The sequence below is a fragment of the Nonomuraea sp. SYSU D8015 genome (assembly GCF_008065375.1).
Classification (GTDB): domain Bacteria; phylum Actinomycetota; class Actinomycetes; order Streptosporangiales; family Streptosporangiaceae; genus Nonomuraea.
The window spans coordinates 1-23,597 of record NZ_VJYI01000009.1 but is presented as its reverse complement, the minus strand read 5'-3'; the positions used below and the strand labels follow the sequence as shown (position 1 = coordinate 23,597).

Sequence of the window (23,597 nt, the reverse complement as noted above, 5' to 3'; positions counted from 1 at the left end):
AGGGCGCGCGTACCCGGCAGAGGGGCCCACGGGACGAAGACGATCGCCGCAGGGGCCGCGCCTCCCAGGAACGCGACGGAGGCGGCCGCCCCCGGGGGCGGCTCTCCCCGGGGCGCGACGATACCGACCGTTCCAGGGGCGCCGCGGGCGCGGGTCGTGACGGCGGTGCGCGTCCCGGGCGTGACGACGCCGACCGTCCGAGGGGTGGTGCGCGTCCCGGGCGTGACGACGCCGACCGTCCGAGGGGTGGCGCGCGTCCCGGGCGTGACGATGCCGGCCGCCCTAGGGGCGCTGCGGGTGGTGACCGGCCCAGGGGCCGTGTGGCGCCGGACCGTGGCGACGGCGACCGTGGACGTCCCTCGCCGGGACGGGACGACGGCGACCGGCTCAAAGGGCGCGTCCAGGGACGAGACGACGATCCGCGCGGCCGGACGCGCCGCGAGGCCGACGTGCGCGGCCGGACCCGTGGGGAGGACGACCCGCGCGGCCGGACCCGGCAGGAGGATCACCCGCGCGAGCGGGGGCGGCAGGACGACGACCCGAGGCAGCGCAGCAGGCGGGACGACGACCCGCGGGGCCGTGCCAGGCAGGAGGAGGACCTGCGGGGCCGCGGGCGGCAGGAGGACGGGCCGTTGCGCCGTACACAGGCCGGGGACTCCCGGTCCGAGGCGGTGCGGGGCCGTGAGCGGGTGGCGGGGCGCCGCGGCGGAGACGTGCCGCCGCCCAGGGGACCGCGGCGGCCCCCCACGCCGCCGCGCCCGCCCAAGCCGCCGCTGGTGCTGCGGCTGGGCAGCCCGCGCAGGCGCATCAACATCGGCCTCATCGGCATGACGTTCGTGCTGTCGATCTTCGCGGGCCGGCTGATCCAGATGCAGGGCCTGGACTCCAAGGTGTACGAGGCCGCGGCCGTGGACCAGCGCCGCCACACCGAGACCATCCCCGCCAAGCGCGGCTCCATCACCGACGTCAACGGCCACGAGCTCGCCGTGACCGTCGAGGCCCGCGAGCTGGCCATCGACCCCTCCAAGGTCGACCCCAGCGTCCGCGCGAAGGTCGCCACGACCCTGGCCGGGCAGCTGGGCAAGACCGAGCAGGAGATCACCGCCAAGCTGGCCAGGACCGACACCCGCTACCAGCTCCTGGCCAGGGACGTCGATCCGGTCGTGGCCACCCGCCTGATGCAGGCCGGCGTGCCCGCGCTCACCTCCAAGAGGACCTACCGCAGGCTCTACCCGGCCGGCGACCTGGCGGGCAGCCTCATCGGGTTCGTCGGGGACGAGGGCAAGGGCCTGGCCGGCATCGAGCAGGCCAGGAACTCCCTCCTGGCCGGCCGCGACGGCAAGCAACGCGTCGAGACCGGCCGCGACGGCCAGCGCATCCCGATGACGAGCAGCCAGCGCACCGCCCCCGTGGACGGCCGGGACGTGCGGCTGACCATCGACCGCGACATCCAGTGGGCGGCCCAGAAGTCGATCGGCGAGCAGGTCCGGAAGTCCGGGGCGGACAGCGGCACGGTGATCGTCATGGATGTGCAGACCGCCCAGATCATCGCCATGGCCAATGCCCCGGAGCTCGATCTGAACAACTGGCGCAAGGCCCCCGAGTCCGGATACGTCAACAAGGCGGCCGCCGACGTGTTCGAGCCCGGCAGCACCAACAAGGTGATCACCGCGGCCGCCGCGCTCGAGGCCCGCGCCGTGACCCCCGACACGGTGTTCCAGGTGCCCGACCGCATCAGGTGCGCCGACCAGGTGCTGAAGGACGCCCACGCGCACGCGTCCGAGCAGATGACCTTCCGGCAGGCGATGGCCCAGTCCAGCAACGTGGCCACGATCATGGCCGCGCGCAAGGTCGGGAGCGAGCGCCTCTACTCCATGCTGAAGGCGTTCGGGTTCGGCACCGCGCCGGGCGGCGGCGTGCCCGGCGCCGAGGCGGGCCTGCTGCCCGACTACCGCAAGTGGTCCGGCAGCCAGAGCTGCACCGTCGCCTACGGCCAGGGCGTGTCGGTGACGGCGCTGCAGATGGCCAGCGTGTATCAGACCATCGCGAACGGCGGCGTCAAGATCGAGCCGCAGATCGTGGCCGGCACCACGGATTCCTCCGGCAGGTTCGTGCCCGCTCCCGCAGGTAAGCAGAGCAGGGTGGTGAGTGAGACGACGGCCAGGGAGATCACGACGATGCTGGAGAGCGCGGTGGGCGAGGAGGGCACCGGCCGGCTCGCCGCCATCCCCGGTTACCGGGTGGCGGGCAAGACGGGCACGGCCAACCGCTACGATGCCGAACTCGGCCGTTACGAGGGCTACACCGCCTCGTTCGCCGGGTTCAGCCCGGCGGACAAGCCCAGGCTGGTGGTGCTGTCGGTGCTGCAGAACCCGAAGAACGGGCACTTCGGCGGGCAGTTGGCGGCCCCGGTCTTCAAGGATGTGATGACGTTCGCCATCAAGAGCAAGAAGATTCCTCCCACAGGCTCCGCCGCGCCGCCGGTGCGTACGCGCGCGGGACAGTGACCAGGGAAGGTACGCTCTCGCCGTGCGTCCCCCGTCGTCTATGCGTCCCACGACCAGCCCGCCCCGGCCCCTGACCGGGCTCGCGACCATGCTCGATGCCGATTCGGGCACGTCGCGGTCGCCCCATGCCGCGCTGACCGGCGTCACCATCGACTCCCGCGACGTCAGGCGCGGAGATCTCTACGTTGCCCTGCCGGGCAACCGCGTCCACGGCGCCGCCTTCTCCGCCGAGGCGATGGCCCGCGGCGCGGTGGCCGTCCTCACCGACAGGGAGGGGCGCGACGCGGCCGTCGCCACCGGGCTGCCCGTGCTGATCGTGCCGGACCCGCGCGCCCTGCTCGGGCAGATCTCCTCCTGGGTCTACGGCCAGCCGGCCCATGACATCCAGATCCTCGGGGTGACCGGCACCAGCGGCAAGTCCACCACCACGTTCATGCTGGAGGCGGGCCTGCGGGCGGCCGGTCACACGACGGGCCTGGTGGGCGGCGTCGAGATCCGCGCGGCCGGGCTGCGCTTCCAGCCGACGCTCACCACGCCCGAGGCGTCGGTGCTGCACGGGCTGTTCGCCCTCATGAGGGAGGAGGGCGTCACCGCGGCCGCCATGGAGGTCTCCAGCCACGCGCTCGCCCTCGGCAGGGTTGACGGCGTCTACTACGACGTGGCTCTCTTCACCAACCTCTCCCAGGACCACCTCGACTTCCACAAGGACTTCGACGACTACTTCGCGACCAAGGTGCGGCTGTTCCAGCCGGAGTTGAGCCGCGTCGGCGTGACCAACCTCGACGACCTCCACGGCCGCGAGCTGCTGCACCTGGCGAAGGTGCCGATGACCACGTTCTCCGCCCAGGGCGACCCGGAGGCCGCCTGGCGGGCGCTGGAGGTCAGGCTCGGCGCGGACGGCAGCGCGTTCCGCGTGGTGGGCCCGGGCGGCGTCGAGGCCGACGCCCAGATCGCGCTGCCGGGGCCGTTCAACGTCGCCAACGCGCTGGGCGCCATCGTCACCCTGGTCGAGGCCGGGGTGCCGCTCCAGACCGCCGTGCACGGCGTCGGCACGCTCACCGGCGTGCCCGGGCGCATGCAGCGGGTCACGGCCGCCGAGGACGAGTTCCAGGCGATCGTCGACTACTCCCACAAACCGGGCGCCGTGGAGTCGGTGCTGCGGTCGCTGCGGGCCGTCACCGCCGGCCGGCTCACCATCGTGCTGGGCTGCGGGGGCGACCGCGATAAGGGCAAAAGGCCCATCATGGGTGAGATCGCCGCGCAGCTGGCGGATGTGGCAATTTTCACGAGCGACAATCCCCGTTCCGAGGATCCGCTCGCCATCCTCGCGACGATGATGGAGGGAGCGCTCCGCGTTCCGCAGCACGACCGCGCTCATGTGATCATTGAGCCCGACCGCGCGGCCGCCATCGGCCTGGCGATCGCCCGGGCCGGGCGCGGCGACGTGGTCGTCGTGGCAGGCAAGGGTCACGAGCAGGGCCAGTACGTTTCAGGCGAGGTGATCCCCTTCGACGACCGCGAGGTGGTCGCCGAGGCGATCGACGCACGTATGGAAAGCACGGAAAGCAGGAAGCACTGATGATCCCGTTGCCTCTGGCCAGGATCGCCGAGATAACCTCGGGCGCCCTGTCGGGCATGGCCGATCCCCGCGCGGTGGTGCGCGGGCCCGTCGTGATCGACTCGCGGGCCGTCGAACCGGGATCGCTGTTCGTCGCCTTCAGGGGCGCGCGGGTCGACGGCCACGACTACGCCGCGCAGGCCGTACGCTCCGGAGCCGTCGCCGTCCTGGCCACCCGGCCGGTCGACGCGCCCGCCGTGATCGTGCCCGACGCCGCCGTCGCCCTCGCCGAACTGGCCGCCGCCCAGGTGGCCGCGCTGCCCGACGTCACCGTGATCGGCGTGACCGGCTCGGCGGGCAAGACCAGCACCAAGGACCTCCTGGCAAGGCTCACCGGCCGGATCGGCCCCACGATCGCCCCGGTCGGCAGCTACAACAACGAACTCGGACACCCTCTGACCGTGCTACGCGCGGACACCGACACCCGGTTCATGGTGCTGGAGCTGGCCGCGCGCAACCTCGGCCACATCAAGGACCTGACCCGCATCGCGCCGCCCAGGATCGGCGTGGTGCTCAACGTCGGCACCGCGCACCTCGGCGTGTTCGGCGGCAAGGAGGCCATCGCCAAGGCCAAGGGCGAGCTGGTGGAGGCGCTGCCGCGGTCCGGGGTGGCGGTGCTCAACGCCGACGACCCGTACGTGCGGGAGATGGCCTCGCGGACCGACGCGCGGGTCACGTACTTCGGGCGCGGCGAGGACGCGGCGATCCGGGCCGAAGAGGTCGTGGTGGACGCCCGCGGGCGGGCCGCCTTCACGCTGCGCACCCCTTCGGGGACCGCGCACGTGTCGCTGCAGCTGTACGGGGCGCACATGGTCGAGAACGCGCTGGCGGCGGCCGCGGCCGGATACGAGCTCGGGCTGCCCGTCGCCACCATCGCCGCGGAGCTGTCGGCGGCCACGCCGCGCAGCCGGTGGCGGATGGAGGTCACCGACCGGGCCGACGGGGTGACGGTCGTCAACGACGCGTACAACGCCAATCCCGACTCGATGCGGGCCGCCTTCGAGACGTTCGCGGTGCTGGGGCGGGGCCGGCGGCGGTTCGCCGTCATCGCTGCGCTGCGGGAGCTCGGCGACGAGGGGCCCGCGCTGAACGCCGAGCTCGGCCGGCTGGCGGGCGGGTCCGGGCTGGCCGGCCTCATCGTCGCCGGTCCGGACGCCGGCCCCGTCCTGGAGGGCGCCCACGCCGCCGCTCAAGCGGCCGCCGCAGGCGCCCCCGGCGTCCCCCACGCTCCCGCCACCCCGCCTCCCGGCCCGGGCGTCCCGGTCTCCGGCCCTCAGACGCCCGCTGCGCCCTCACCGGCGGCCCCGCCGCCCGGCACCCCCGGCCCGCTCCAGGGCGGCGCCGAGAGCCGGCACGAACAGGGCACGCCGCAGCCCGGCACCGGCCCTCAGCCGCCCGGCCCGTTCCAGGGCGCGCCCCATGACGCCCAGGAGCAGGGCGGCGGAGTGCCGGGTCGGCACGGACCGGCCGTGGGCCAGGGCGGCCCTCAGCCCGGCGGGCAGGGCCCGGAGGGCGGTGCCGCGCATGGTTGGCAGGTGCCGGAGCAAGGGGCGCCGCAGCCCGGCTCCGGCGCTCGGCCGGCCGACGGCGGGCTTCCGCCGGCGCCGCCGCCGACCGGCCCCCAGGCGTCCGTCCCTCACCAGGGCCTGCCTCAGGACGGGGGCGCGCCGCACTCCGGTCGCCGCGGCCCTGACGTCGGCGGTGGGCAGGTGCCGGAGCAGGGCGGCGCGGTGCCGGGTCGGCACGGAGCCGCCGCGGCTCAGGGAGGTCCTCAGCCCGGCCGGCAGGGGCCTCACGGCGGTGGTGTGCCGCAGGGCGGCGCGCAGGGTTCCGAGGCCGCAGGGTCGTCGCACGGGTGGCAAGGGCCGCAGCAGGGGGGCGTGCCGCGAGGATGGCAGCCGCCTGCGGGCGGTGCTCCCGGAAGCGGTGCTCCCGTCGGGGGTGGTGCGGCCGGAGGGCCGCCCGGGACGGGTGGCGCGATGCGGATCGTGCACGTGCCCGACGCCGAGGCGGCGGCGGCCGAGCTCAGCGCGTGGCTGCGCCCGGGTGACGCGGTGCTGATCAAGGGCCCGCGGGCGATGGGCCTGGAACGGACGGCCGAGCTGCTGCTCGGGGGTGCCGCCCAGTGATCAACATCGTCATCGCCGGCGCGGTGGGCCTGATCCTGTCGATGCTGGGCACCCCGCTGGCGATCAGACTGTTCTCGCGGCGTGGCTACGGCCAGCAGATCCGCGAGGAGGGCGTGCAGGCCCACCACGGCAAACGCGGCACTCCCACCATGGGCGGCACGGTGTTCGTGCTGGCCTCCCTGTTCGCCTACGGGGCCTCCCACATGGCCACGATCTCGCCGCCGACCGTGTCGGGCATGCTCGTGCTGTTCCTGATGACGGGGCTCGGCGCGGTCGGGTTCCTGGACGACTTCATCAAGATCTACAAGCAGCGCAGCCTCGGCCTCCGCAGCGGCGCCAAGGCGCTCGGCCAGCTCATCGTCGGCGCCGTCTTCGCGTTCCTGGTGGTACGCCAGCCGAACGTCTACGGCATCACCCCCGCCGAGACCCGCCTGTCGTTCCTTCGCGACATCGGCCCGTCCATCGGCCTCGCCGGGTTCACCATCTGGGTCCTCATCCTGATCGTCGGCTTCTCCAACGCGGTCAACCTCACCGACGGCCTGGACGGTCTGGCCAGCGGCGCGGCCGGGGTGGTGCTGGGCGCGTACGTGCTGATCGGCAACTGGCAGCTGCGCAACAACTGCATCGACCAGCTCGGCCCCAACTGCTACTGGGTACGCGACCCGCTCGACCTCGCCGTGGTCGCCTCCGCCGTGCTCGGGTCGCTCATCGGGTTCCTGTGGTGGAACGCCCCGCCCGCCAAGATCTTCATGGGCGACACCGGCTCGCTGGCCCTGGGCGGCGTGCTGGCCGGCCTGGCGATCGCCACCCGCACCCAGCTGCTGCTGATCATCCTCGCCGGGCTGTGCGTGATGATCACGGCGTCGGTGATCATCCAGGTCGGGTTCTTCAAGATGACCGGCAAACGGGTGTTCAGGATGGCGCCGCTGCAGCACCACTTCGAGCTGAAGGGCTGGGCGGAGACCACGATCGTGGTCCGCTTCTGGCTGATCGCGATGCTCTGCGCGGCGCTCGGGATCGGCCTGTTCTACGTCGAGTGGATGCCGAGGTGATGGGCGTCACCTGCGTCGCCGGGCTCGGCGTCTCGGGCACCGCCGTGGCCCGGGTGCTGGCCGAGCGCGGCGAGCGGGTCGTCGTCGTGGAGTCCACGCGGGGCGAGCGGCAGCTCGCCGCCGCGGCCGAGCTGGCCAGGCTCGGCGTCGAGACCAGGTTCGGGGAGATGGCGCTGCCCGAGGGCGCCGCGCGGCTCGTCACCACGGGCTGGGCGCCGCACCACCCGCTCATCGCCGCCGCCGCGGAGGCCGAGGTCGAGGTCGTGGGTGAGGTGGAGCTGGCCTGGCGGCTGCGTCCGCCCCAGGCCGCCCCGTGGCTGGCGCTGACGGGCACCAACGGCAAGACCACCGCCGTGCGCATGCTCACCGCGATCCTGCAGGCCGCCGGGCACAAGGCCCTGGCCGTGGGCAACGTGGGCGTCCCCGTGGTGCGCGCCGTGCGGGAGCCGTACGACGTGCTGGCCGTCGAGCTGTCCAGCTTCCAGTTGCACTGGTCGAGCACGCTCGCCCCGCACGCCGCGGCCATCCTGAACGTGGCCCCCGACCACCTCGACTGGCACGGCTCCATGGAGGAGTACGCCGCCGCGAAGGGCCGCATCTTCGAACGCGCCGGCACCGTGATCTTCAATGCCGACGACCCGGAGGCGACCCGGCTGGCCGCGCCCTACCCCGGCGCCGTCGGGTTCACGCTGCGGGTGCCCAAGCGCGGCGAGATCGGCGTCGTCGAGGACCTGCTGATCGACCGGGCGTTCGTGGCCGACCCGGTGGAGGCGGCCGAGGAGCTGGCGACGCTGGAGGACGTGCGGCCGTTCGCGCCGCACAACGTGGCCAACGCGCTGGCCGCGGCCGCCCTGGCCCGCTCGTTCGGGGTGCCGTCCGAGGCCGTGGCGCGCGGCCTGCGCGACTTCGTGCCCGACCCGCACCGCCTGTCCCACGTCGACCGGATCGGCGAGGTCGACTACGTCGACGACTCCAAGGCGACCAACCCGCACGCGGCCGCCGCGGCGCTGGCGTCGTACCCGTCGATCGTGTGGGTCGCGGGCGGGCAGCTCAAGGGCGCGGACGTGGACGACCTGGTCCGCCGCGCGGCCCCCCGGTTGCGCGGCGCGGTGCTGCTCGGCGCCGATCGTGCGCTGATCGCCGAAGCCATCGCGCGACACGCCCCGAATGTCCCCGTCGTGGACATCGCAGATCGGGACACTGGTGCGATGGAAAAAGTCGTCACAGAAGCCGCCCGCCTGGCCTCGCCGGGCGACACCGTGCTGCTCTCCCCGTCGGCGGCCTCCCTCGACATGTTTCCCGGCTATCCCGCGCGAGGGGAGGCCTTCGCGCGTGCCGTACGCGAGCTGAGGCGGCGACGTGAGCACAACCGCTGACGAACGCGGGCGGCCGGCCGCGGCGGAGGGGCCCGGCAGCTGGGCCCGCGAGCAGCTCGCCGCGCTGAAGGAGCTGCTCGACAAGCCGCTGACCACCTACTACCTGATCATCATGTGCAGCGCGCTGCTGCTCGCTCTGGGCCTGATGATGGTGCTGTCGGCCTCCAGCGTCGAGGCGCTGCAGAAGACCGGCAGCCCGTTCTCGTGGTTCATCAAGCAGTCGCTGTCGGCCGCGATCGGCGTGCCGGTGATGTACGCCTGCTCGCGTCTGCCGGTGAAGTTCTTCCGCTGGGTCGGCTACCCGATGATGGTGCTGTCGATCATCGGGCTGGTCATGGTGCTGTTCATCGGCTCGGAAGAGCTGGGCGCGCAGCGGTGGATCTACCTGCCCGGCGGGCTGACGATCCAGCCGTCCGAGCCGGCCAAGCTCGGGCTCGTGCTGTGGGGCGCCGACCTGCTGGCCAGGCGGGCGCGGCAGGGCCGGATCGAGTGGCGGCAGATGCTGATCCCGCTCATGCCGGGCACCGCGATCCTGGCCGTGCTCGTCATGCTGGGCCGCGACCTGGGCACCACGCTGGTGCTGTTCATGATCTTCCTGGCGCTGCTGTGGGTGGTCGGCGCGCCGATCAAGTTGTTCGGCGGCCTCATGGCGCTGGCGGTGCTGGCCGCGGTCATCATGATCAAGGTGGAGCCGTACCGCATGAAGCGCATCGGCGCCTTCCTCAACCCGTGGGCCGACGCGCAGGACGGTGGATACCAGGCCGTGCAGGGGCAGATCGCGATGGGCTCGGGCGGCTGGTTCGGGCTCGGGCTCGGCGCCAGCCGGCAGAAGTGGAGCTGGCTGCCGCACGGCGAAAGCGACTTCATCTTCGCCATCCTGGGCGAGGAGCTCGGCCTGATGGGCACGCTGATGGTGGTGATGCTCTTCGGGCTGCTCGGGTACGCGGGGCTGCGCGTCGCCGTACGGGTCAACGACGCCTTCATCCGGCTGGCGGCCGCCGCCATGGTGGCCTGGATCGTCGGGCAGGCCACCGTCAACATGGGGGCGGTGATCGGCGTCCTGCCCATCACCGGCATCCCGCTGCCGCTGGTCTCGTACGGCGGCTCCGCGCTGCTGCCCACCCTCGCCGCGCTCGGCATGCTGCTGTCGTTCGCCAAGCGCGAGCCGGGAGCGCGGGAGGCCTTGGCGGCCCGTGGCCCCGGACCCGCCGCCCGGGCCCTAAGCTGGCTTGGCCTGGGAGGCACGACCAGAGGCCGAGTGACACGTTAGGGAGTGACCGACATGAGGGTGGTCCTCGCCGGTGGGGGGACGGCCGGGCACATCGAGCCCGCGCTCGCCCTTGCGGACGCGCTGCGCCATCTTGACCGGGGCATCGGCATCACCTGCGTGGGCACCGAGCGCGGTCTGGAGACGCGGCTCGTGCCCGCCAGGGGCTACGAGCTGGAGCTGGTGCCGGCCGTGCCGCTGCCAAGGGCGATCACTCCGAGCCTGCTCACCATGCCGGGGCGGCTGGCCGGGGCGATCAACGCCACGTCCGGCGTTCTCGACCGGGTCAAGGCCGACATCCTCGTCGGCTTCGGCGGCTACGTCGCGACGCCCGCCTACCTGGCGGCCAAGCGGCGCGGCCTGCCGATCGTGGTCCACGAGGCCAACCCGCGCCCCGGTCTGGCCAATCGGCTGGGCGCCCGGCTCACTGAGCACGTCTTCACCGGCTTCCCCGACGCCGCGCTGCCCCATGCCGAGTTCATCGGCACCCCGCTGCGCCGCGACATCGTCAACCTCGACCGGCTGTCGACCGGCGACAAGGCCCGCTCCTGGTTCGGCCTGGAGAACGACCGGCCCACGCTGCTGGTCTTCGGCGGCTCGCAGGGCGCCAGGTCGCTCAACCAGGCCGCGCTCGCCGCCGCGCCGGTGCTGCGCCGCGCGGGCGTTCAGGTGCTGCACGTGCTGGGCCCGAAGAACACCGTCGACCACGAGCCGCCGCCCGGCGACCCGCAATACGTCCTGCTGCCCTACGTCGACCGCATGGACCTCGCCTACGCGGCCGCCGACCTGGTGCTGTGTCGCAGCGGCGCGCTGACGTGCGCCGAGCTGACCGCGGTGGGGCTGCCGGCGGCGTACGTGCCGCTGCCGCACGGCAACGGCGAGCAGCGCATCAACGCCGAACGCATCGTCCGCGGCGGCGGCGGCCTGATGGTCGACGACGCCGAGCTGTCACCCGATTGGATCATCCACAACGTGCTGCCCCTCCTCCACGACCCCGAGCGGGTCGCGGCCATGTCGGAGGCCGCCTCCCGGCTGGGCCGCAAGGACGCCGATATCATGCTCGCCAGGAAAGTGTTGGAGATAGCCCGATGAGTCTCGTCAAGCTGGTCGATCCCGTCCGCCCCGAAGATCTGGGGCGGGTGCACTTCATCGGCATCGGCGGCGCGGGCATGTCCGGCATCGCCCGCATCCTGCTCAAGCGCGGCGTGCGGGTGTCGGGCAGCGACGCCCGCAGCTCCGAGCTGATCACCGAGCTGCGCGAGCTGGGCGCCATCATCCACATCGGGCACGCCGCCTCCCACATCAGGGACGTCGACACCGTGGTGGTCTCGACCGCCATCCGCGACTCCAACCCCGAGCTCGGCGAGGCGCTCAAGCAGGGGTTGCGGATCATCCCGCGGGCGGCCGCCCTGGCCTCCGTCATGGTCGGGCGCACCGCCGTGGCCATCGCGGGCACCCACGGCAAGACCACCACGACGTCGATGCTGACGGTGGCGCTGCAGAAGTGCGGCGCCGACCCGTCCTATTGCGTGGGCGGCCAGCTCGTCACCACGGGGCTCGGCGCCGACGACGGCCAGGGCAGCGTGTTCGTGGCGGAGGCCGACGAGAGCGACGGGTCCTTCCTCATGCTCGCCCCCGACATCGCCGTCGTGACCAACGTCGAGGCCGACCACCTCGACAACTACGGCGACCCCCGGGCCGTGCACGACAGCTTCGCCAGGTTCGCCGACCGGGTCGGCTCGCTGCTCATCGCCTGCGCCGACGACCCCGGCGCCGCGGAGCTGGCCCGCAAGGCGCGGGCGCGCGGGCTGCGGGTCAAGACCTACGGCGCGACGGGCGAGGACTACCGCGTGAGCGGCGTCCGGCCCGACGGGTTCGGGACCGTGTTCGAGATCGAGGGCAGGGGGGACGTGCGGCTGGCCGTCCCGGGCGCGCACAACGCGCTCAACGCCACGGCGGCGCTCGCCGTGGCCGACGAGCTGGGGTTGCCGTTCGAGGAGATCAGAGAGGGCCTGGGGGCCTTCACGGGGGCCAAGCGGCGCTTCGAGGCCAAGGGCGAGGCGGGCGGCGTCGCGGTGTTCGACAGCTACGCCCACCACCCGACCGAGCTGGCCGCGGACCTGAAGGCCGCCCGCGATGTGGTGGCCTCCTACTCCGGCACCGGGCGGGTCATCGCGATCTTCCAGCCGCACCTCTACTCGCGCACCCGGTTCTTCGCCGACGAGTTCGGGGCGGCGCTCGCGCTCGCCGACGAGGTCATCGTGCTCGACGTCTACGGCGCCAGGGAGGACCCGGAGCCGGGGGTGTCCGGGGCGATGGTGGCCTCGCGGGTGCCGCTGCCGCCCGAGCGGGTCTCGTACGCGCCGGATCGGGGCTCGGTGCCGGCGCTGGTGGCCGAGCGGGTGCGGCCCGGCGACATCGTGCTCACGATGGGCGCGGGCGACATCACGGAGCTCGGCCCGCAGATCGTGGCCCGCCTGTCCTGACTCCCGGGCGGCGCCACCTCGGCTCGTGGGCGAGTCTCCGCCCGGCCGCGAGGGCCGGGCCTTTCCCGGCCTCTGCGGGAGGGCGGGTCGCTGCCCGGCGGCGTCCCATCGTCCTGACCGGGGTCCTTGGGGGAGAGGAGGGCGCCTGGTCCTGCGGTCGGCGTTCGTCCAGCGGCAATTGGGCCCGATCCGCCTCTCTTCCCGCGAAGGATCTCAGTCCCGGACGGCGGATCCGCCTCTCTTCCCTCGAAGGACCTCAGCCCTGGACGGTGGGAGAGCGGCGGAGGCGCGTGAATAGGAGGGGCCCCGGACCGGCGGAGTGTGGCGCCGGGTGCAGGGTGGCGTCGCGCCTCGTCGGGGCCGCGTCGCTGGACGTGGGTGGTGTGCCCCCCGGCGACCGTGGCCGAGTCCCTTGGGGCGGGAAGCCGGGTGTCGTGGCGGATGCCGGGTGGTGTGGAGGAGGGACGGCCGCTCCTCTTCCCGAAGGGGCCCGAGCCCCGGACGGCGGGAGAGGGGCGGAGGCTCGTGAGCGGGCCGGGCCGGGCGGCGGGCCGGGCCGGGCCGGGCGGTCGGTTGGGCGTGGCGCGCGGTGTGGGGCCGCGCGTCGGCGTAGGTTCTGTGCCGAAGCATGGGAGGGCGATGAAGGCGCGGACGGCGTTCCTGGTGTTGCTCACGGCCGGGGTGGTGGGCACAGCCGCATGGCTGGTGTTCTTCTCACCCGTCCTGGGCGTGCGCTCGATCGAGATCGTGGGAAATCTCACAGTTCCGAGCGAACGCATCAAGCAGCAGGCCGGGGTGGCGGATCTGCACCCGCTCGCCACCGTCAACCTCGCCGACGTCCAGACCCGGGTCCTCGGCATCAGGCAGCTGGCCTCCGCCAAGGTGGACCGCGTCTGGCCGGGCACGCTCAAGATCGAGGTGGTCGAGCGCGAGCCCGTCGCCGCCGTCCCGGCGGGGGACAAGGTAGCGATCGTGGACAAACAGGGCGTGGTGATCGAGCTCAAGTCCGCGCTGCCGCCCATGCTGCCGCTGCTCAAGGTCGACCGCCCCGCCTCGGGCGACCCGGCCATGATGGCGGCCCTGCAGGTCATCCAGGCGCTTCCGGACGAGGTTGCCCCCAAGGTCAGAGAAGTGCGCGCGGGCACGGCCGAGGGCGTCACCCTGCTGCTTTCCGACGGCCGCAGCGTCGTCTGGGGCGGGCCCGACCGCCCGGAGGAGAAGGGCCGCATTCTGGCCTCACTGCTCAAACGGGAGAAGGCCAATGTGTACGACGTCAGCTCCCCGGACGTGGTGACCCTGAAGTGATCAAGAGTGTCAGGGTCTGGCAAGTCCGCGGCAAGGGCATCGCCGAGCCTGTGCGAGGTGGGGGTCGCGGCGTGAGAGCCTAAAGTCGGAGGTGGGCATTGGAGTGCCCCGACCAGGCGCGACTTCGGAGCGAAACGGACAGCCCGCGACACGCCGGACGTGCTTGCGGCGAGGTTAGTTGACCCGCCAGGCAGGGGACTCCTACTGTCCGTATCAATCCTCAGGTTGACATAAATCTAAATCTCAACCTGAGGTTGAGAGTTACCCGAACTGACAAAAAGCGGAGACAATCCGCACCGAAATGGCAAGTCAACGAGCGGAAAGGCCCCTCGTCGTGGCAGCACCGCAGAACTACCTCGCGGTCATCAAGGTCGTCGGCATCGGCGGCGGCGGAGTGAACGCCGTCAACCGGATGATCGAGGAGGGACTCAAGGGCGTCGAGTTCATCGCCATCAACACCGACGCCCAGGCGCTGCTGATGAGTGACGCCGATGTGAAACTCGACGTGGGCCGTGAGCTCACGCGCGGACTGGGCGCGGGCGCCAACCCCGACGTCGGGCGCAAGGCGGCCGAGGACCACCGTGAGGAGATCGAGGAGGTCCTCAAGGGGGCCGACATGGTCTTCGTCACGGCGGGCGAGGGCGGCGGCACCGGCACCGGCGGCGCGCCGGTGGTCGCCAACATCGCCAGGTCGCTCGGCGCGCTCACCATCGGTGTCGTGACCAGGCCGTTCAGCTTCGAGGGCCGCCGCAGGGCCATGCAGGCCGAGGCGGGCATCGAGACGCTGCGCGACGAGGTCGACACGCTGATCGTGATCCCGAACGACCGGCTGCTGTCGATCTCCGACCGGCAGGTGAGCGTGCTCGACGCCTTCAAGGCGGCCGACCAGGTGCTGCTGTCCGGTGTCCAGGGCATCACCGACCTCATCACCACTCCCGGTCTGATCAATCTCGACTTCGCCGACGTCAAGTCGGTCATGTCCGGCGCCGGCTCGGCGCTCATGGGCATCGGCCACGCCCGCGGCGACGACCGTTCTGTGGCGGCCGCCGAGATGGCGGTCTCCAGCCCGCTGCTGGAGGCCAGCATCGACGGCGCCCACGGCGTGCTGCTGTCCATCGCGGGCGGCTCCGACCTCGGCCTGTTCGAGATCAACGAGGCGGCCCAGCTCGTCTCCATGGCCGCCGCGCCCGACGCCAACATCATCTTCGGCACGGTCATCGACGACGCGCTCGGCGACGAGGTGCGCGTGACGGTGATCGCGGCCGGTTTCGACGACGTGCCCGGCCCGTCGGCGAAGGAGGTGCCGCGGCCCGTGAGCCGTCCCGCGGCGCAGGCGCCCGCGCCGCCGGTGTCCTCGCCCGTGCGGCCGAACGTCCCGCAGTCGCCCAGTGTGAAGCCCGAGCAGCCCGCACTGCGCCCTGAGCCGCGCGCTGAGGTGCGTTCCGAGCCCCGCCCCGACTTCCGGCCCGAGCCGCGCCCTGAGCCCCGTCCTGAGCCGCGTGCGGAGTTCAGGCCGGAGCCGCGGGCCGAGATCCGTCCGGAGCCGCGGGCCGAGTTCAGGCCCGAGCCCCGTCCCGAGCCGGTGCGTTCCGTGGAGCCGGTGCAGGCCGCCGCCGAGCGGGACGACGAGCGCGTGGCCGACGAGCCGTCCGGCCCCGTCTCGATCCCCCGGCCCGCTCCCGAGCCCGCCAACCCGCCCACGCCCATCACCTCCCGCATGTCGGAGCCGACCAAACGTCCCCGCGTGGTCTTCGAGGAGCAGGAAGAGGAGCTCGACGTTCCCGACTTCCTCAAGTAGCACGGGCGTCCCACGCCGCTCCCCCACGGTCACGGGAGCGGCGCCGTCATGTGCGCCGGGGGCTGTGGCGGGAACGCCGGTATCGAGAGGGGAGTCACGTGAGAAGGGACGAGATCGCGGCCGGGCTCGCCGAGGTCGACGCGCGCATCACGGCCGCCTGTCACGCAGTCGGCCGCGACCGCGGCGAGGTCACGCTGATCGCCGTCACCAAGACCAGACCCGCCGAGGACGTGCGGATCCTGGCCGAGCTGGGCGTGCGCGACATCGGCGAGAACCGCGACCAGGAGGCCGCCCCCAAGGCCCGCGAGCTTGCCGGGCTCCCGCTTACCTGGCACTTCGTCGGCCAGCTCCAGACCAACAAAGTCCGCTCCGTCGTCGGGTACGCCGACGTGATCCACTCCGTCGACCGCCTCCGGCTGGTGGAGGCGATCAGCAGGGAGGCGGTCCGCCAGGGCCGCAAGGTCGGCTGCCTGGTGCAGGTGGCGCTGGACGACGACCCGGCCAGGGGCGGCGCGCGGCCCGCCGACGTGCTCGAGCTCGCCGACGAGGTGGCGCTCGCCGAGGGCGTGTGGCTGGGCGGCGTCATGGCGGTGGCGCCGCTGGGCGAGGACCCCGCCAAGGCGTTCGCCAGGCTCCGCGACATCGCCACGCGCCTGCAGGAGCAGCACCCCCGTGCCACGATGGTCTCCGCCGGGATGAGTGAGGACTTGACGGAGGCGATCGCGTATGGTGCGACACACGTACGGGTCGGTACGGCGTTGCTCGGTGGTCGCAAGCCCTTCGTCAGGTAATGTCCCCTCAAGTGGGTCTCCAGGCCCATGATCAGGTAGAGGTCGATCGGCGGTGAGCTCCAAGGGGGTACGGCCACCGCCTCGGAGCCCGGCGCCGGGCCCCGAGCGAGGGCGACCATGAGCAGGAGGACGACGTAGCGATGGCCGGCGCGATGCGCAAGATGGCGGTCTACCTCGGTCTCGTGGAGGACGACCGCTACGAGAGATACGACACCTACCCGGACGACTACGCCTACGAGGACGAGGTGCAGCGGACCGGCGAGGAACGCCCCGTCGCGGTCCAGGACCGCGACGACGAGCCCGACTCCGCGGTGCCCGCGCCCAGGCCCGCCACGACGATCCTGGAGCGGCGGACGACCGATCTGGCCCGCATCACCACGCTCCACCCTCGCACGTACAACGAGGCTCGCACCATCGGAGAGCACTTCCGCGACGGCACCCCGGTCATCATGAATCTGACAGAGATGGTTGACAGCGACGCCAAGCGGCTTGTCGATTTCGCGGCAGGTCTCGTCTTTGGCCTACACGGCAGCATCGAACGTGTTACCAACAAGGTGTTCCTGTTGTCCCCTGCCAATGTCGAGGTGACTGCCGAGGACAAGGCCCGAATCGCGGAACGCGGGTTCTTCAATCAGAGTTAGAGTCTCTGTATGTCTATCGCACCCAACCAGGTCTCGCCGAGACCGGGAGGGCTCATCAGAAGTGGAGGCGTGGCCGGGCCGTGGCGATCGTCGGTCAGATCTTGGTCGTTGTCCTGTCTCTCTACTTGGTGCTGCTCATCGGCAGGATGATCTTTGAGACGGTGCAGGCGTTCGCCCGCCAGTGGAGCCCTTCGGGCGTCATCCTGGTGCTGGCGGAGGCCACATACACCGCAACAGACCCACCACTCAAGTTCCTCCGCCGTTTCATTCCTCCGCTCCGGTTGGGTACGGTGGCCTTTGACCTAAGCTTCACTGTCCTGTTCATCGTGGTCCTGATCTTGATCCAGATCGCAGGGGTGCTGCGATGACCGGGCACGGTGGGGCGCCGGTCGTGATCCAACTCGTGTCCGCGCTGAAGTGATTCGGATTACCGTCCCTCCGGACAGACTCCAAAGCGCGCCAAGGAGACCAAAAAATGCCGCTGACGCCCGCTGATGTGCGGAACAAGCAGTTCAGTACCACCCGGTTGCGACCGGGCTACGACGAGGAAGAGGTCGACGCCTTCCTCGACGAGGTGGAGGCTGAGCTCGACCGTCTGATCCAAGAGAACGAAGAGCTCCGCGCCAAGCTGGCCGAGTGCCTGCGCGGGAAGGTGCCGGGCGGCATGAACATGCCCATGGCCTCCGCCCCGGTCCAGGAGCAGCCCAAGCCCGAGATGATGGCGCCGCCGCAGCCGGAGCCCATGCGGGCACCCGAGCCGCCGCCGGTGCAGCAGCCGGTCCCCGTGGCCATGAACATGCCTCCCGCCGAGGACAACATGGACACCGCGGCCCGCGTGCTCGCGCTCGCCCAGCAGACCGCCGACCAGGCGATCGCCGACGCCCGCCGGGAGGCGGACGAGACGGTCACCCGCGCCCGCCGCGAGGCCGACGAGATCCTCACCAAGGCGCGCCGCCAGGCCGAGCAGGTCATCGGCGACGCCCGCGCCCGCGCCGAGACGCTCGAGCGCGACGCGCAGGAGCGCCACCGCCAGGCGATGGGCTCGCTGGTGCAGACCCGCGACGAGCTCGAGCGCAAGGTCGAGGAGCTGCGCAGCTTCGAGCGCGAATACCGCAGCAGGCTCAAGCTCTACCTGGAGAACCAGCTGGCCGAGCTCAACGTGTCCGCCGAGGGCAGCGGTGGGTTCCCGGTCATGTCCGGTGGCCCGCAGGGTCAGGCTCCCGCCATGTCGCACGCCGTCCAGGGCGGTCAGCAGCCTCTGCCCGGCAGCCCCAACCCGTTCGGCGGCGAGGGTCCGCAGGGCGCCTTCCCCGGCGGTGACGGTTCGCACAACGACCGCCGGTAAAGTAACGGGTCACTAGGACCTGTCACTCGAAAGAGCCCTCTGTGATCCTTATCAGTGCTGGTTTGGTGCTCGCGGCGGTCGTGCTGCTGATCGCGGGCTTCGTACTGGCGAAGCCGTTCCTGATCATGTGGTCCATCGTGGTCAGCGTCCTGTCCGCGCTGTTCCTGGTGATCGGGGCTTTCCTGCGGCGTCACGAGCTGTTCCCCGGTGGGCGGGCCGCTGCGCCGGCCACCCCTCCGGCAGGGCTCATGCCGCCCGGCTTGCCGTACAACCAGACCGGTCCTGTGGCTCACCAGCCCCCACCCCAGACGCGTCCGCATCCGCCGCAGCGGACGGTGACCGCACCTGCCGTCACCGCCCCGCGCCGCCCCCCGGCAGGCGGCGTCGCGCCGGACGCGATCGTGCTGGTGATCCCCGGACGCAAGCGCTACCACGTGGCCGGCTGCCGGCAGCTGGCCGGCAGGGAGCACGAGGAGCTCACTTACGAGGAGGCACGCGAGGAGGGCTTCACGCCCTGCACGACGTGTCTTCCTGACGCAGCGCTCGGCGGACGGCAGCTGCCGCCTGCCGCCGACCCCGAGCCCGCTGCGGCACCCGGCTCCGCGTTCGCCGCGGAGAGCCGGGCGGAGACCTCCGCGGAGACCCGCGACGTACGTCCGCCGGTCGCCCTGCCGAAGCCCGACACCGAGGCTTCCACCCCCAGCCCGGAGTCCGCCGCCCACGAGGAAGGCGCCACCGGGTGGTTCGGCCGGCCGGCCACTGCAGCAACCGGCCAGGCCAAGGCCCCCTCCGCCGCCGTCCCCGAATCGGAGGACGAGCAGGGGGAGACACAGACTTCCATTTTCCGGCCGCCGCCGTACGCGCTCAGGTCCGAATCGGCGCCGTCGCCGTCGAGCGCACCGGGCCGGCCGCCGGCCGGCGAGCCGTCGCAGGGGGCAGGCACGACGCCGCCCCCGGGCAAGACCTCGGAGCCGTCCGGTAAGACCTCCCGACCCGCCGGTGAGCGCTCCCGGCCGGAGGACGAGACCGCTGCTCCGCCCACTGGCGAGCCTTCCCAGGGCAAGACAGAGCCCGCCGCCGGCAAGGCCGGGCCTTCCACAGGCGCGGGCGCGACCCCCACGGGCAAGAGCGGGCCTTCCGGAGGCACGGGCGCGACCCCCACAGGCAAGAGCGCGACATCCGCTTCCTCCTCGTCCTCGGACGAGACCGACCCTTCCCTGGATCGGCCCGGACAGGGCGGCGCGGCCTCCGAGGGCGTGACCGAGCCGTCCTTGCGCAGGCCCGGGCAGAGCGCGCCGACCGGCGGTCAGGCCAGGCCGGCCGGCGGCCAGGGCCGACCTGCTGCCGGCCGCACCGGGCAGCCGGGAAGCCCGGCCGCGGATCGGGCTGAGACGTCCACCGGCACGTCCGGACCGTCGGCGTCCAAGTCCGCGACGCCCGCCGGGAGGCCCGGCGCGAGCGAGGGCGAGTCCGGCGAGTCGCCCACCGGCACTTCGGGGAGACCCGCGCAGTCCGGCAGGTCCGCCGCATCCGATCGTCCTGCCGCCTCCGGCCGTCCTGCCGCCTCCGGTCGGCCCGCCGCGTCTGCTCGGCCTCCTGCTTCAGATCGGCCCGCCGCCTCTGGTCGGCCAGGGCCGTCGGGTGGGCCGGGGCAGGGCGTGAGCGCCGCCGACGAGGACGACGCCTCCGGCCCGAGCACAGCTCCGCAGCCGCGCGTGCCCTCTTCCGCGGTGCCGTCCCGCCCAGGGGGTCCGGGGGCGTCGGGTGGGTCCGCCGTGCCGCCCCAGCGTCCCTCCGGAGCGCCCACGACGTTCGCGGCGGTGAAGCCGGAGGAGGAAGTGGTGCTGGAACGCCCCGCATCCTCGGCCGAGTCGCAGGCCAAGCCCAAGGGGCCGCTGCCCACGGGGCCCGGCGCCCCCGGAAGGCCCTCGCCGGACCGGCCGTCCGGTACGGGCACGGCTCCCAGGCCGGGATCCGGTACGGGCACGGCTGCCAGATCGGGAACATCCGGCACCGGCTCCGGGCCGGTCGCGCCCGGCGTTGGCCCGAAGCGTGAAGCGCCCGGCGCAGGTCCGAAGGGCGAGGCGCCCGGCGCGGCCCCGAAGACCGAGGTGTCGAAGGGGGGCGACGAGCCCACCGGCACCAAGTCCACCGGTGCGGGGACCAAGGGTGAGCGTCCCGGCATCGTGAAGGTCATCGTCGGCACCCGCCGCTACCACAGCACCGCCTGCCCGCTGATCAAGGGCGCGGGCGAGAGCGGCGTGGAGACGATGACGATCGCCGCGGCTGAGGCGGCCGGGTTGACGAGCTGCTCGGTCTGCCAGCACGACCGCGAGACGGTCGGCTGAGACGAACGCTTCCGGCCGGGCAACGCGTTCCGTGCGCCCGCCGCGGACGGCCACAGGCCCTCGGCCCGAGTCCGGGGTGGTTGTCCTGCGACGGCGGTGTCCCGGGGTGGTTGTCCTGCGAGGGCGGCATCCCGGGGTGGTTGTCCCGCCCGGGCGGCGTCTGGGCCGGTTTGCGCAACCTCCCAGGAAGCGGCCGTCATGGGTCTGAGCACCGTCAAAGGGCTGCGCGGCGCACCCCTCAGCCCCGTGCGGGCCGTCCTTGACCGTCGGAGCCTCTGCGGCTCGGACAGGGGCAGAGGAGCGGGCAGGGGTGTGGCTTGCCGGCGATGAGGGACGGGCGGGCGGTGCCGGGAGGGCTGGTGCTCCAAGTCGCGGACGGCGGGGTTCTCGCTGGTAGAACGACACGTGGGAGCTGTTGGTGGTGCGTGTGTGGCGGGAAGATTGTTTGATGATCTGCTGGTGGGAAAGCTGAAGAAGGCCCGCTTATCGATATTCCCGACCCCAGCGGGTGGCGTGATGATGAATGTGGATTTCGAGCTGTGCTGTCCTGTCAGCACCGACCTGGGGCACATCCGGGATCTGGTGCGGATCCACGGTGAACGTGGCGGGCTGCGTGGTGAGCGGCTGGAGGACCTGGTGCTGGCGGTCAACGAGGCCGTCACCAATGTGCTGGACCATGGCGGCGCGGCAGGGCTGATCACCGCCCGCGGCCACTCCGGAGGGTTCACCGTGGAGGTAGCCGACGTCGCCGGCCGGCTGACGGCCGAGCAGGTGGCCTCCGCCCGAGTCGACCCGACCGGCTCCCATGGGTTCGGCCTGTGGGTGATCCAGCATCTGTGTGACGAGGTCACCGTGGTGCGGACGGACACGGGGTCGCTGTTGCGCATGCACATGCGCCTCTGCTCGGCGAACGGTGTAGGGCTGGACCGGCGCGTCACGCGCGGAGGTCAGGAGACACAGTCTGCCGCCTGAGCAGCGACGTGCGAGCGTGTGGCATCGCAGCGGGTATCGGTATCGACACAGTGGGCTTAGGGTGCGTGCATGGGCGTCTTCGGGCGACAACAGCCTTCGCATCGCCCGGCGAGGGCGGTGACCGCGTTGGTGACTCTGACGCATCAGCATCTTCCCGGCATGAGCGTGATCGCCGTCGCCGGCGAGGTCGATCGCACCAACAGCGCCCAGCTGGCCGACTACATCGAGCGCATCCGCAGGCCTGGCGACCACATGGTGTTCGACCTCGCCGAACTGACCTTCCTGGACAGCTCCGGGCTACGCGCCCTGCTGCTCTGCGCCCAGGAGTGCGGCGCCGACGGCGTCGGCCTGCACCTGGCCGCCGCCCAGGGAGCACCCGCGCGCCTGCTCACCATCACCGGCGTGGACCGGCAGGTCCCCATGCACGCCACCGTGGAGGAGGCCATCACCGCCGTCCTGGCGACCCGCGGCAAGTGATCTGCACGACTTGTGGGCGCCGCGGCGCCGACAAAGTCCCGAGGTGGGGCCGGCGCCGGCGGGTTCCTTCACACGCTCACCGTCACGGGCCGAGCGCTCAGGACAGCTCGTCCCAGAGGGCGCCCGGGATCGGGTGGGCCAGGGACTGAAGGTTGGCGGTGACGTGCCCGGGGGCGTGGGCGCCGACGAGGACAGTGGTCACGGCCGGGTGGCGTAGCGGGAACTGGAGCGCCGCGGCCGGCAAGGGGACGCCGTGGCGGACGCAGGCCGCGGCATACGTGTGCGCCTCGGCGGGCGCGTCCTCGGGCGGCCGGTCAGTGGCCAGCACGCCGCGGTGGAACAGACTGGCGGCGATGACCGGGATGCCGCGATCCAGGCAGAGCGGGAGCAGCTCGGCGAAGGCCGTGCGGCGCAGGAGCGTGACCTGGTTGGCGGCCAGCAGCAGGTCGAGGTCCGTGTGCTTGACGAAGTCCACCAGCATGGGGGACTGGTTCATGCCCACCCCGATCCAGCGCACCACCCCCTGCGAACGCAGCTCCGCCAGCGCCGCATAGGCCTCGTCGAGCGCCTGCGGCCAGTGGCGGTCGGGGTCGTGGATGAAGAGGATGTCCACCCGGTCGAGGCCCAGCCGGTCGAGGGACTCCGAGACGCTGCGCAGGACCCCGTCGCGGCTGAAGTCCCACTCGATGTGCCGGTCGCCGGGCACGGCGAAGCCGCCGTTGTCGCCGGGGCCCGGCCGCACCACGCGGCCGACCTTGGTCGACAGAATGAACTCCGACCGGGGCCGCCCGCGCAGCGCCCGGCCCATGCGCTGCTCCGACAGGCCCAGCCCGTAGAAGGGGGCGGTGTCGAAGTAGCGGACCCCGGCCCCCCATGCCGTGTCCATCACCGCCTCGGCCTGCGCGTCGGAGACCGGGTGGAGGTAGTTGCCGAGCGGGCCCCCGCCGAGACCCACCCGGGGGAGGGCGACGGCGCGGGTCACACTGGCTCCAGGTGCAGCCAGACGGTGACGACCTCGGACACGGCCTCCAGGTGGTGGTCCTCGCCGGCCTCCACGATGAGCACGTCTCCCGCGGCGAAGTCGTACTCATGGTGGCGCTCACTTGGCCCTCGCTGGTCACGCAGGCTGCCGCTCTCGGGCCCAGGCGTTGGCCGCTCCGAGACCTCCCCGTCGATATGGATCTTCCCGGTGCCGGAGAGGATGAGGAAGATCTCCGGATCGGGGTGGGTGTGGCGGCCCGAGGCGTGGCTCACCTGGCCGGGCGGGAGCGTCGAGACCCCGCCCGACGCCACGCGGAACCCGGGCAGCGACACTCCGCCGCCCATGTCCGCCAGCGTGCTCCTACGCATGGACGTCAGCCTCCTTGGCGGCTTGGTCGATGGCGGTCAGCTCCTCGTCGGTGAAGTCGAGGCGGTCCACGGCGGCCACGTTGGCCTCCAGTTGTTCCGGGCTGGAGGCGCCGACCAGGACGGAGGTGATGCGGG

Annotated in this window: 19 protein-coding genes and 1 pseudogene; 17 read left to right on the top strand and 3 right to left on the bottom strand. The window is 72.5% G+C overall.

The genetic code is table 11. The features are described 5' to 3' along the window. Positions 1 to 320 precede the first annotated feature (320 nt). From ID574_RS32280 to ID574_RS32200, 17 genes and pseudogenes are all read left to right on the top strand, one after another. Positions 321 to 2,507 (top strand): peptidoglycan D,D-transpeptidase FtsI family protein, encoded by a 2,187-nt coding sequence (locus tag ID574_RS32280; RefSeq protein WP_223167287.1) that lies wholly within the window; start codon positions 321 to 323, stop codon positions 2,505 to 2,507. 40 nt (positions 2,508 to 2,547) lie between these two features. Continuing rightward, a complete protein-coding gene (locus tag ID574_RS32275; protein ID WP_188192779.1) occupies positions 2,548 to 4,086 on the top strand; it encodes a UDP-N-acetylmuramoyl-L-alanyl-D-glutamate--2,6-diaminopimelate ligase in 1,539 nt (512 codons plus the stop codon). After that, positions 4,086 to 5,315: pseudogene (locus ID574_RS32270) on the top strand (UDP-N-acetylmuramoyl-tripeptide--D-alanyl-D-alanine ligase); the annotation flags it as partial. The gene ID574_RS32275 and the pseudogene ID574_RS32270, both read left to right, overlap by 1 nt. A gap of 935 nt (positions 5,316 to 6,250) precedes the next feature. Beyond that, positions 6,251 to 7,306, top strand: coding sequence for a phospho-N-acetylmuramoyl-pentapeptide-transferase (gene mraY / locus ID574_RS32265; RefSeq protein ID WP_188192778.1), 1,056 nt, complete (start codon positions 6,251 to 6,253; stop codon positions 7,304 to 7,306). Next, complete coding sequence (murD, locus tag ID574_RS32260; RefSeq protein ID WP_188193113.1) at positions 7,306 to 8,682, top strand: UDP-N-acetylmuramoyl-L-alanine--D-glutamate ligase; 1,377 nt, start codon at positions 7,306 to 7,308, stop codon at positions 8,680 to 8,682. Before mraY ends, murD begins: the two co-directional genes overlap by 1 nt. Beyond that, entirely contained in the window at positions 8,666 to 9,952 is a 1,287-nt protein-coding gene (gene ftsW, locus ID574_RS32255; RefSeq protein ID WP_188192777.1) for a putative lipid II flippase FtsW, read from the top strand. Before murD ends, ftsW begins: the two co-directional genes overlap by 17 nt. A gap of 12 nt (positions 9,953 to 9,964) precedes the next feature. Beyond that, the gene (murG, locus tag ID574_RS32250) at positions 9,965 to 11,041 is read left to right on the top strand and encodes an undecaprenyldiphospho-muramoylpentapeptide beta-N-acetylglucosaminyltransferase (protein WP_188192776.1); all 1,077 of its coding nucleotides are present in this window, start codon (positions 9,965 to 9,967) and stop codon (positions 11,039 to 11,041) included. Continuing rightward, complete coding sequence (gene murC / locus ID574_RS32245) at positions 11,038 to 12,435, top strand: UDP-N-acetylmuramate--L-alanine ligase (RefSeq protein ID WP_188192775.1); 1,398 nt, start codon at positions 11,038 to 11,040, stop codon at positions 12,433 to 12,435. Before murG ends, murC begins: the two co-directional genes overlap by 4 nt. 639 nt (positions 12,436 to 13,074) lie before the next feature. Next, complete coding sequence (locus ID574_RS32240; RefSeq protein WP_188192774.1) at positions 13,075 to 13,740, top strand: cell division protein FtsQ/DivIB; 666 nt, start codon at positions 13,075 to 13,077, stop codon at positions 13,738 to 13,740. Between the two features lie 334 nt (positions 13,741 to 14,074). Next, entirely contained in the window at positions 14,075 to 15,538 is a 1,464-nt protein-coding gene (gene ftsZ / locus ID574_RS32235) for a cell division protein FtsZ (protein WP_188192773.1), read from the top strand. Between the two features lie 98 nt (positions 15,539 to 15,636). After that, on the top strand, positions 15,637 to 16,329 hold the full coding sequence (locus tag ID574_RS32230) for a YggS family pyridoxal phosphate-dependent enzyme (protein ID WP_188192772.1): 693 nt from the start codon (positions 15,637 to 15,639) through the stop codon (positions 16,327 to 16,329). Between the two features lie 140 nt (positions 16,330 to 16,469). Further along, positions 16,470 to 16,970, top strand: a complete 501-nt coding sequence (locus tag ID574_RS32225) for a cell division protein SepF (RefSeq protein ID WP_188192771.1) — start codon at positions 16,470 to 16,472, stop codon at positions 16,968 to 16,970. 80 nt (positions 16,971 to 17,050) lie between these two features. Then, entirely contained in the window at positions 17,051 to 17,338 is a 288-nt protein-coding gene (locus ID574_RS32220) for a YggT family protein (RefSeq protein ID WP_188192770.1), read from the top strand. A 107-nt stretch (positions 17,339 to 17,445) separates the two neighbouring features. Then, on the top strand, positions 17,446 to 18,315 hold the full coding sequence (locus ID574_RS32215) for a DivIVA domain-containing protein (RefSeq protein WP_188192769.1): 870 nt from the start codon (positions 17,446 to 17,448) through the stop codon (positions 18,313 to 18,315). A gap of 41 nt (positions 18,316 to 18,356) precedes the next feature. Beyond that, on the top strand, positions 18,357 to 20,663 hold the full coding sequence (locus tag ID574_RS32210) for a hypothetical protein (RefSeq protein WP_188192768.1): 2,307 nt from the start codon (positions 18,357 to 18,359) through the stop codon (positions 20,661 to 20,663). Positions 20,664 to 21,092: 429 nt separating this feature from the next. Then, positions 21,093 to 21,635 (top strand): ATP-binding protein, encoded by a 543-nt coding sequence (locus ID574_RS32205; RefSeq protein ID WP_188192767.1) that lies wholly within the window; start codon positions 21,093 to 21,095, stop codon positions 21,633 to 21,635. A gap of 69 nt (positions 21,636 to 21,704) precedes the next feature. Further along, a complete protein-coding gene (locus tag ID574_RS32200; protein WP_223167286.1) occupies positions 21,705 to 22,112 on the top strand; it encodes an STAS domain-containing protein in 408 nt (135 codons plus the stop codon). 97 nt (positions 22,113 to 22,209) lie between these two features. On the opposite strand, the gene ID574_RS32195 is transcribed toward ID574_RS32200, so the two are convergent. The 3 genes from ID574_RS32195 to ID574_RS62465 are packed head-to-tail and all read right to left on the bottom strand — an operon-like array spanning position 22,210 to position 23,580. Then, on the bottom strand, positions 22,210 to 23,094 hold the full coding sequence (locus tag ID574_RS32195; protein WP_188192765.1) for an aldo/keto reductase: 885 nt from the start codon (positions 23,092 to 23,094) through the stop codon (positions 22,210 to 22,212). Next, complete coding sequence (locus ID574_RS32190) at positions 23,091 to 23,462, bottom strand: cupin domain-containing protein (RefSeq protein ID WP_223167285.1); 372 nt, start codon at positions 23,460 to 23,462, stop codon at positions 23,091 to 23,093. The genes ID574_RS32195 and ID574_RS32190 overlap by 4 nt, the downstream gene beginning before the upstream one ends. Continuing rightward, positions 23,455 to 23,580, bottom strand: a complete 126-nt coding sequence (locus tag ID574_RS62465) for a hypothetical protein (protein WP_336245581.1) — start codon at positions 23,578 to 23,580, stop codon at positions 23,455 to 23,457. The genes ID574_RS32190 and ID574_RS62465 overlap by 8 nt, the downstream gene beginning before the upstream one ends. Between the last annotated feature and the right edge of the window lie 17 nt (positions 23,581 to 23,597).

Coding starts and splice junctions, on each gene's coding strand:
- ID574_RS32275 (WP_188192779.1), top strand. CDS start 2,548: ATGCGTCCCACGACCAGCCCGCCCCGGCCCCTGACCGGGCTCGCGACC.
- murD (WP_188193113.1), top strand. CDS start 7,306: ATGGGCGTCACCTGCGTCGCCGGGCTCGGCGTCTCGGGCACCGCCGTG.
- murG (WP_188192776.1), top strand. CDS start 9,965: ATGAGGGTGGTCCTCGCCGGTGGGGGGACGGCCGGGCACATCGAGCCC.
- murC (WP_188192775.1), top strand. CDS start 11,038: ATGAGTCTCGTCAAGCTGGTCGATCCCGTCCGCCCCGAAGATCTGGGG.
- ID574_RS32240 (WP_188192774.1), top strand. CDS start 13,075: ATGAAGGCGCGGACGGCGTTCCTGGTGTTGCTCACGGCCGGGGTGGTG.
- ID574_RS32225 (WP_188192771.1), top strand. CDS start 16,470: ATGGCCGGCGCGATGCGCAAGATGGCGGTCTACCTCGGTCTCGTGGAG.
- ID574_RS32215 (WP_188192769.1), top strand. CDS start 17,446: ATGCCGCTGACGCCCGCTGATGTGCGGAACAAGCAGTTCAGTACCACC.
- ID574_RS32200 (WP_223167286.1), top strand. CDS start 21,705: ATGGGCGTCTTCGGGCGACAACAGCCTTCGCATCGCCCGGCGAGGGCG.
- ID574_RS32190 (WP_223167285.1), bottom strand. CDS start 23,462: ATGCGTAGGAGCACGCTGGCGGACATGGGCGGCGGAGTGTCGCTGCCC.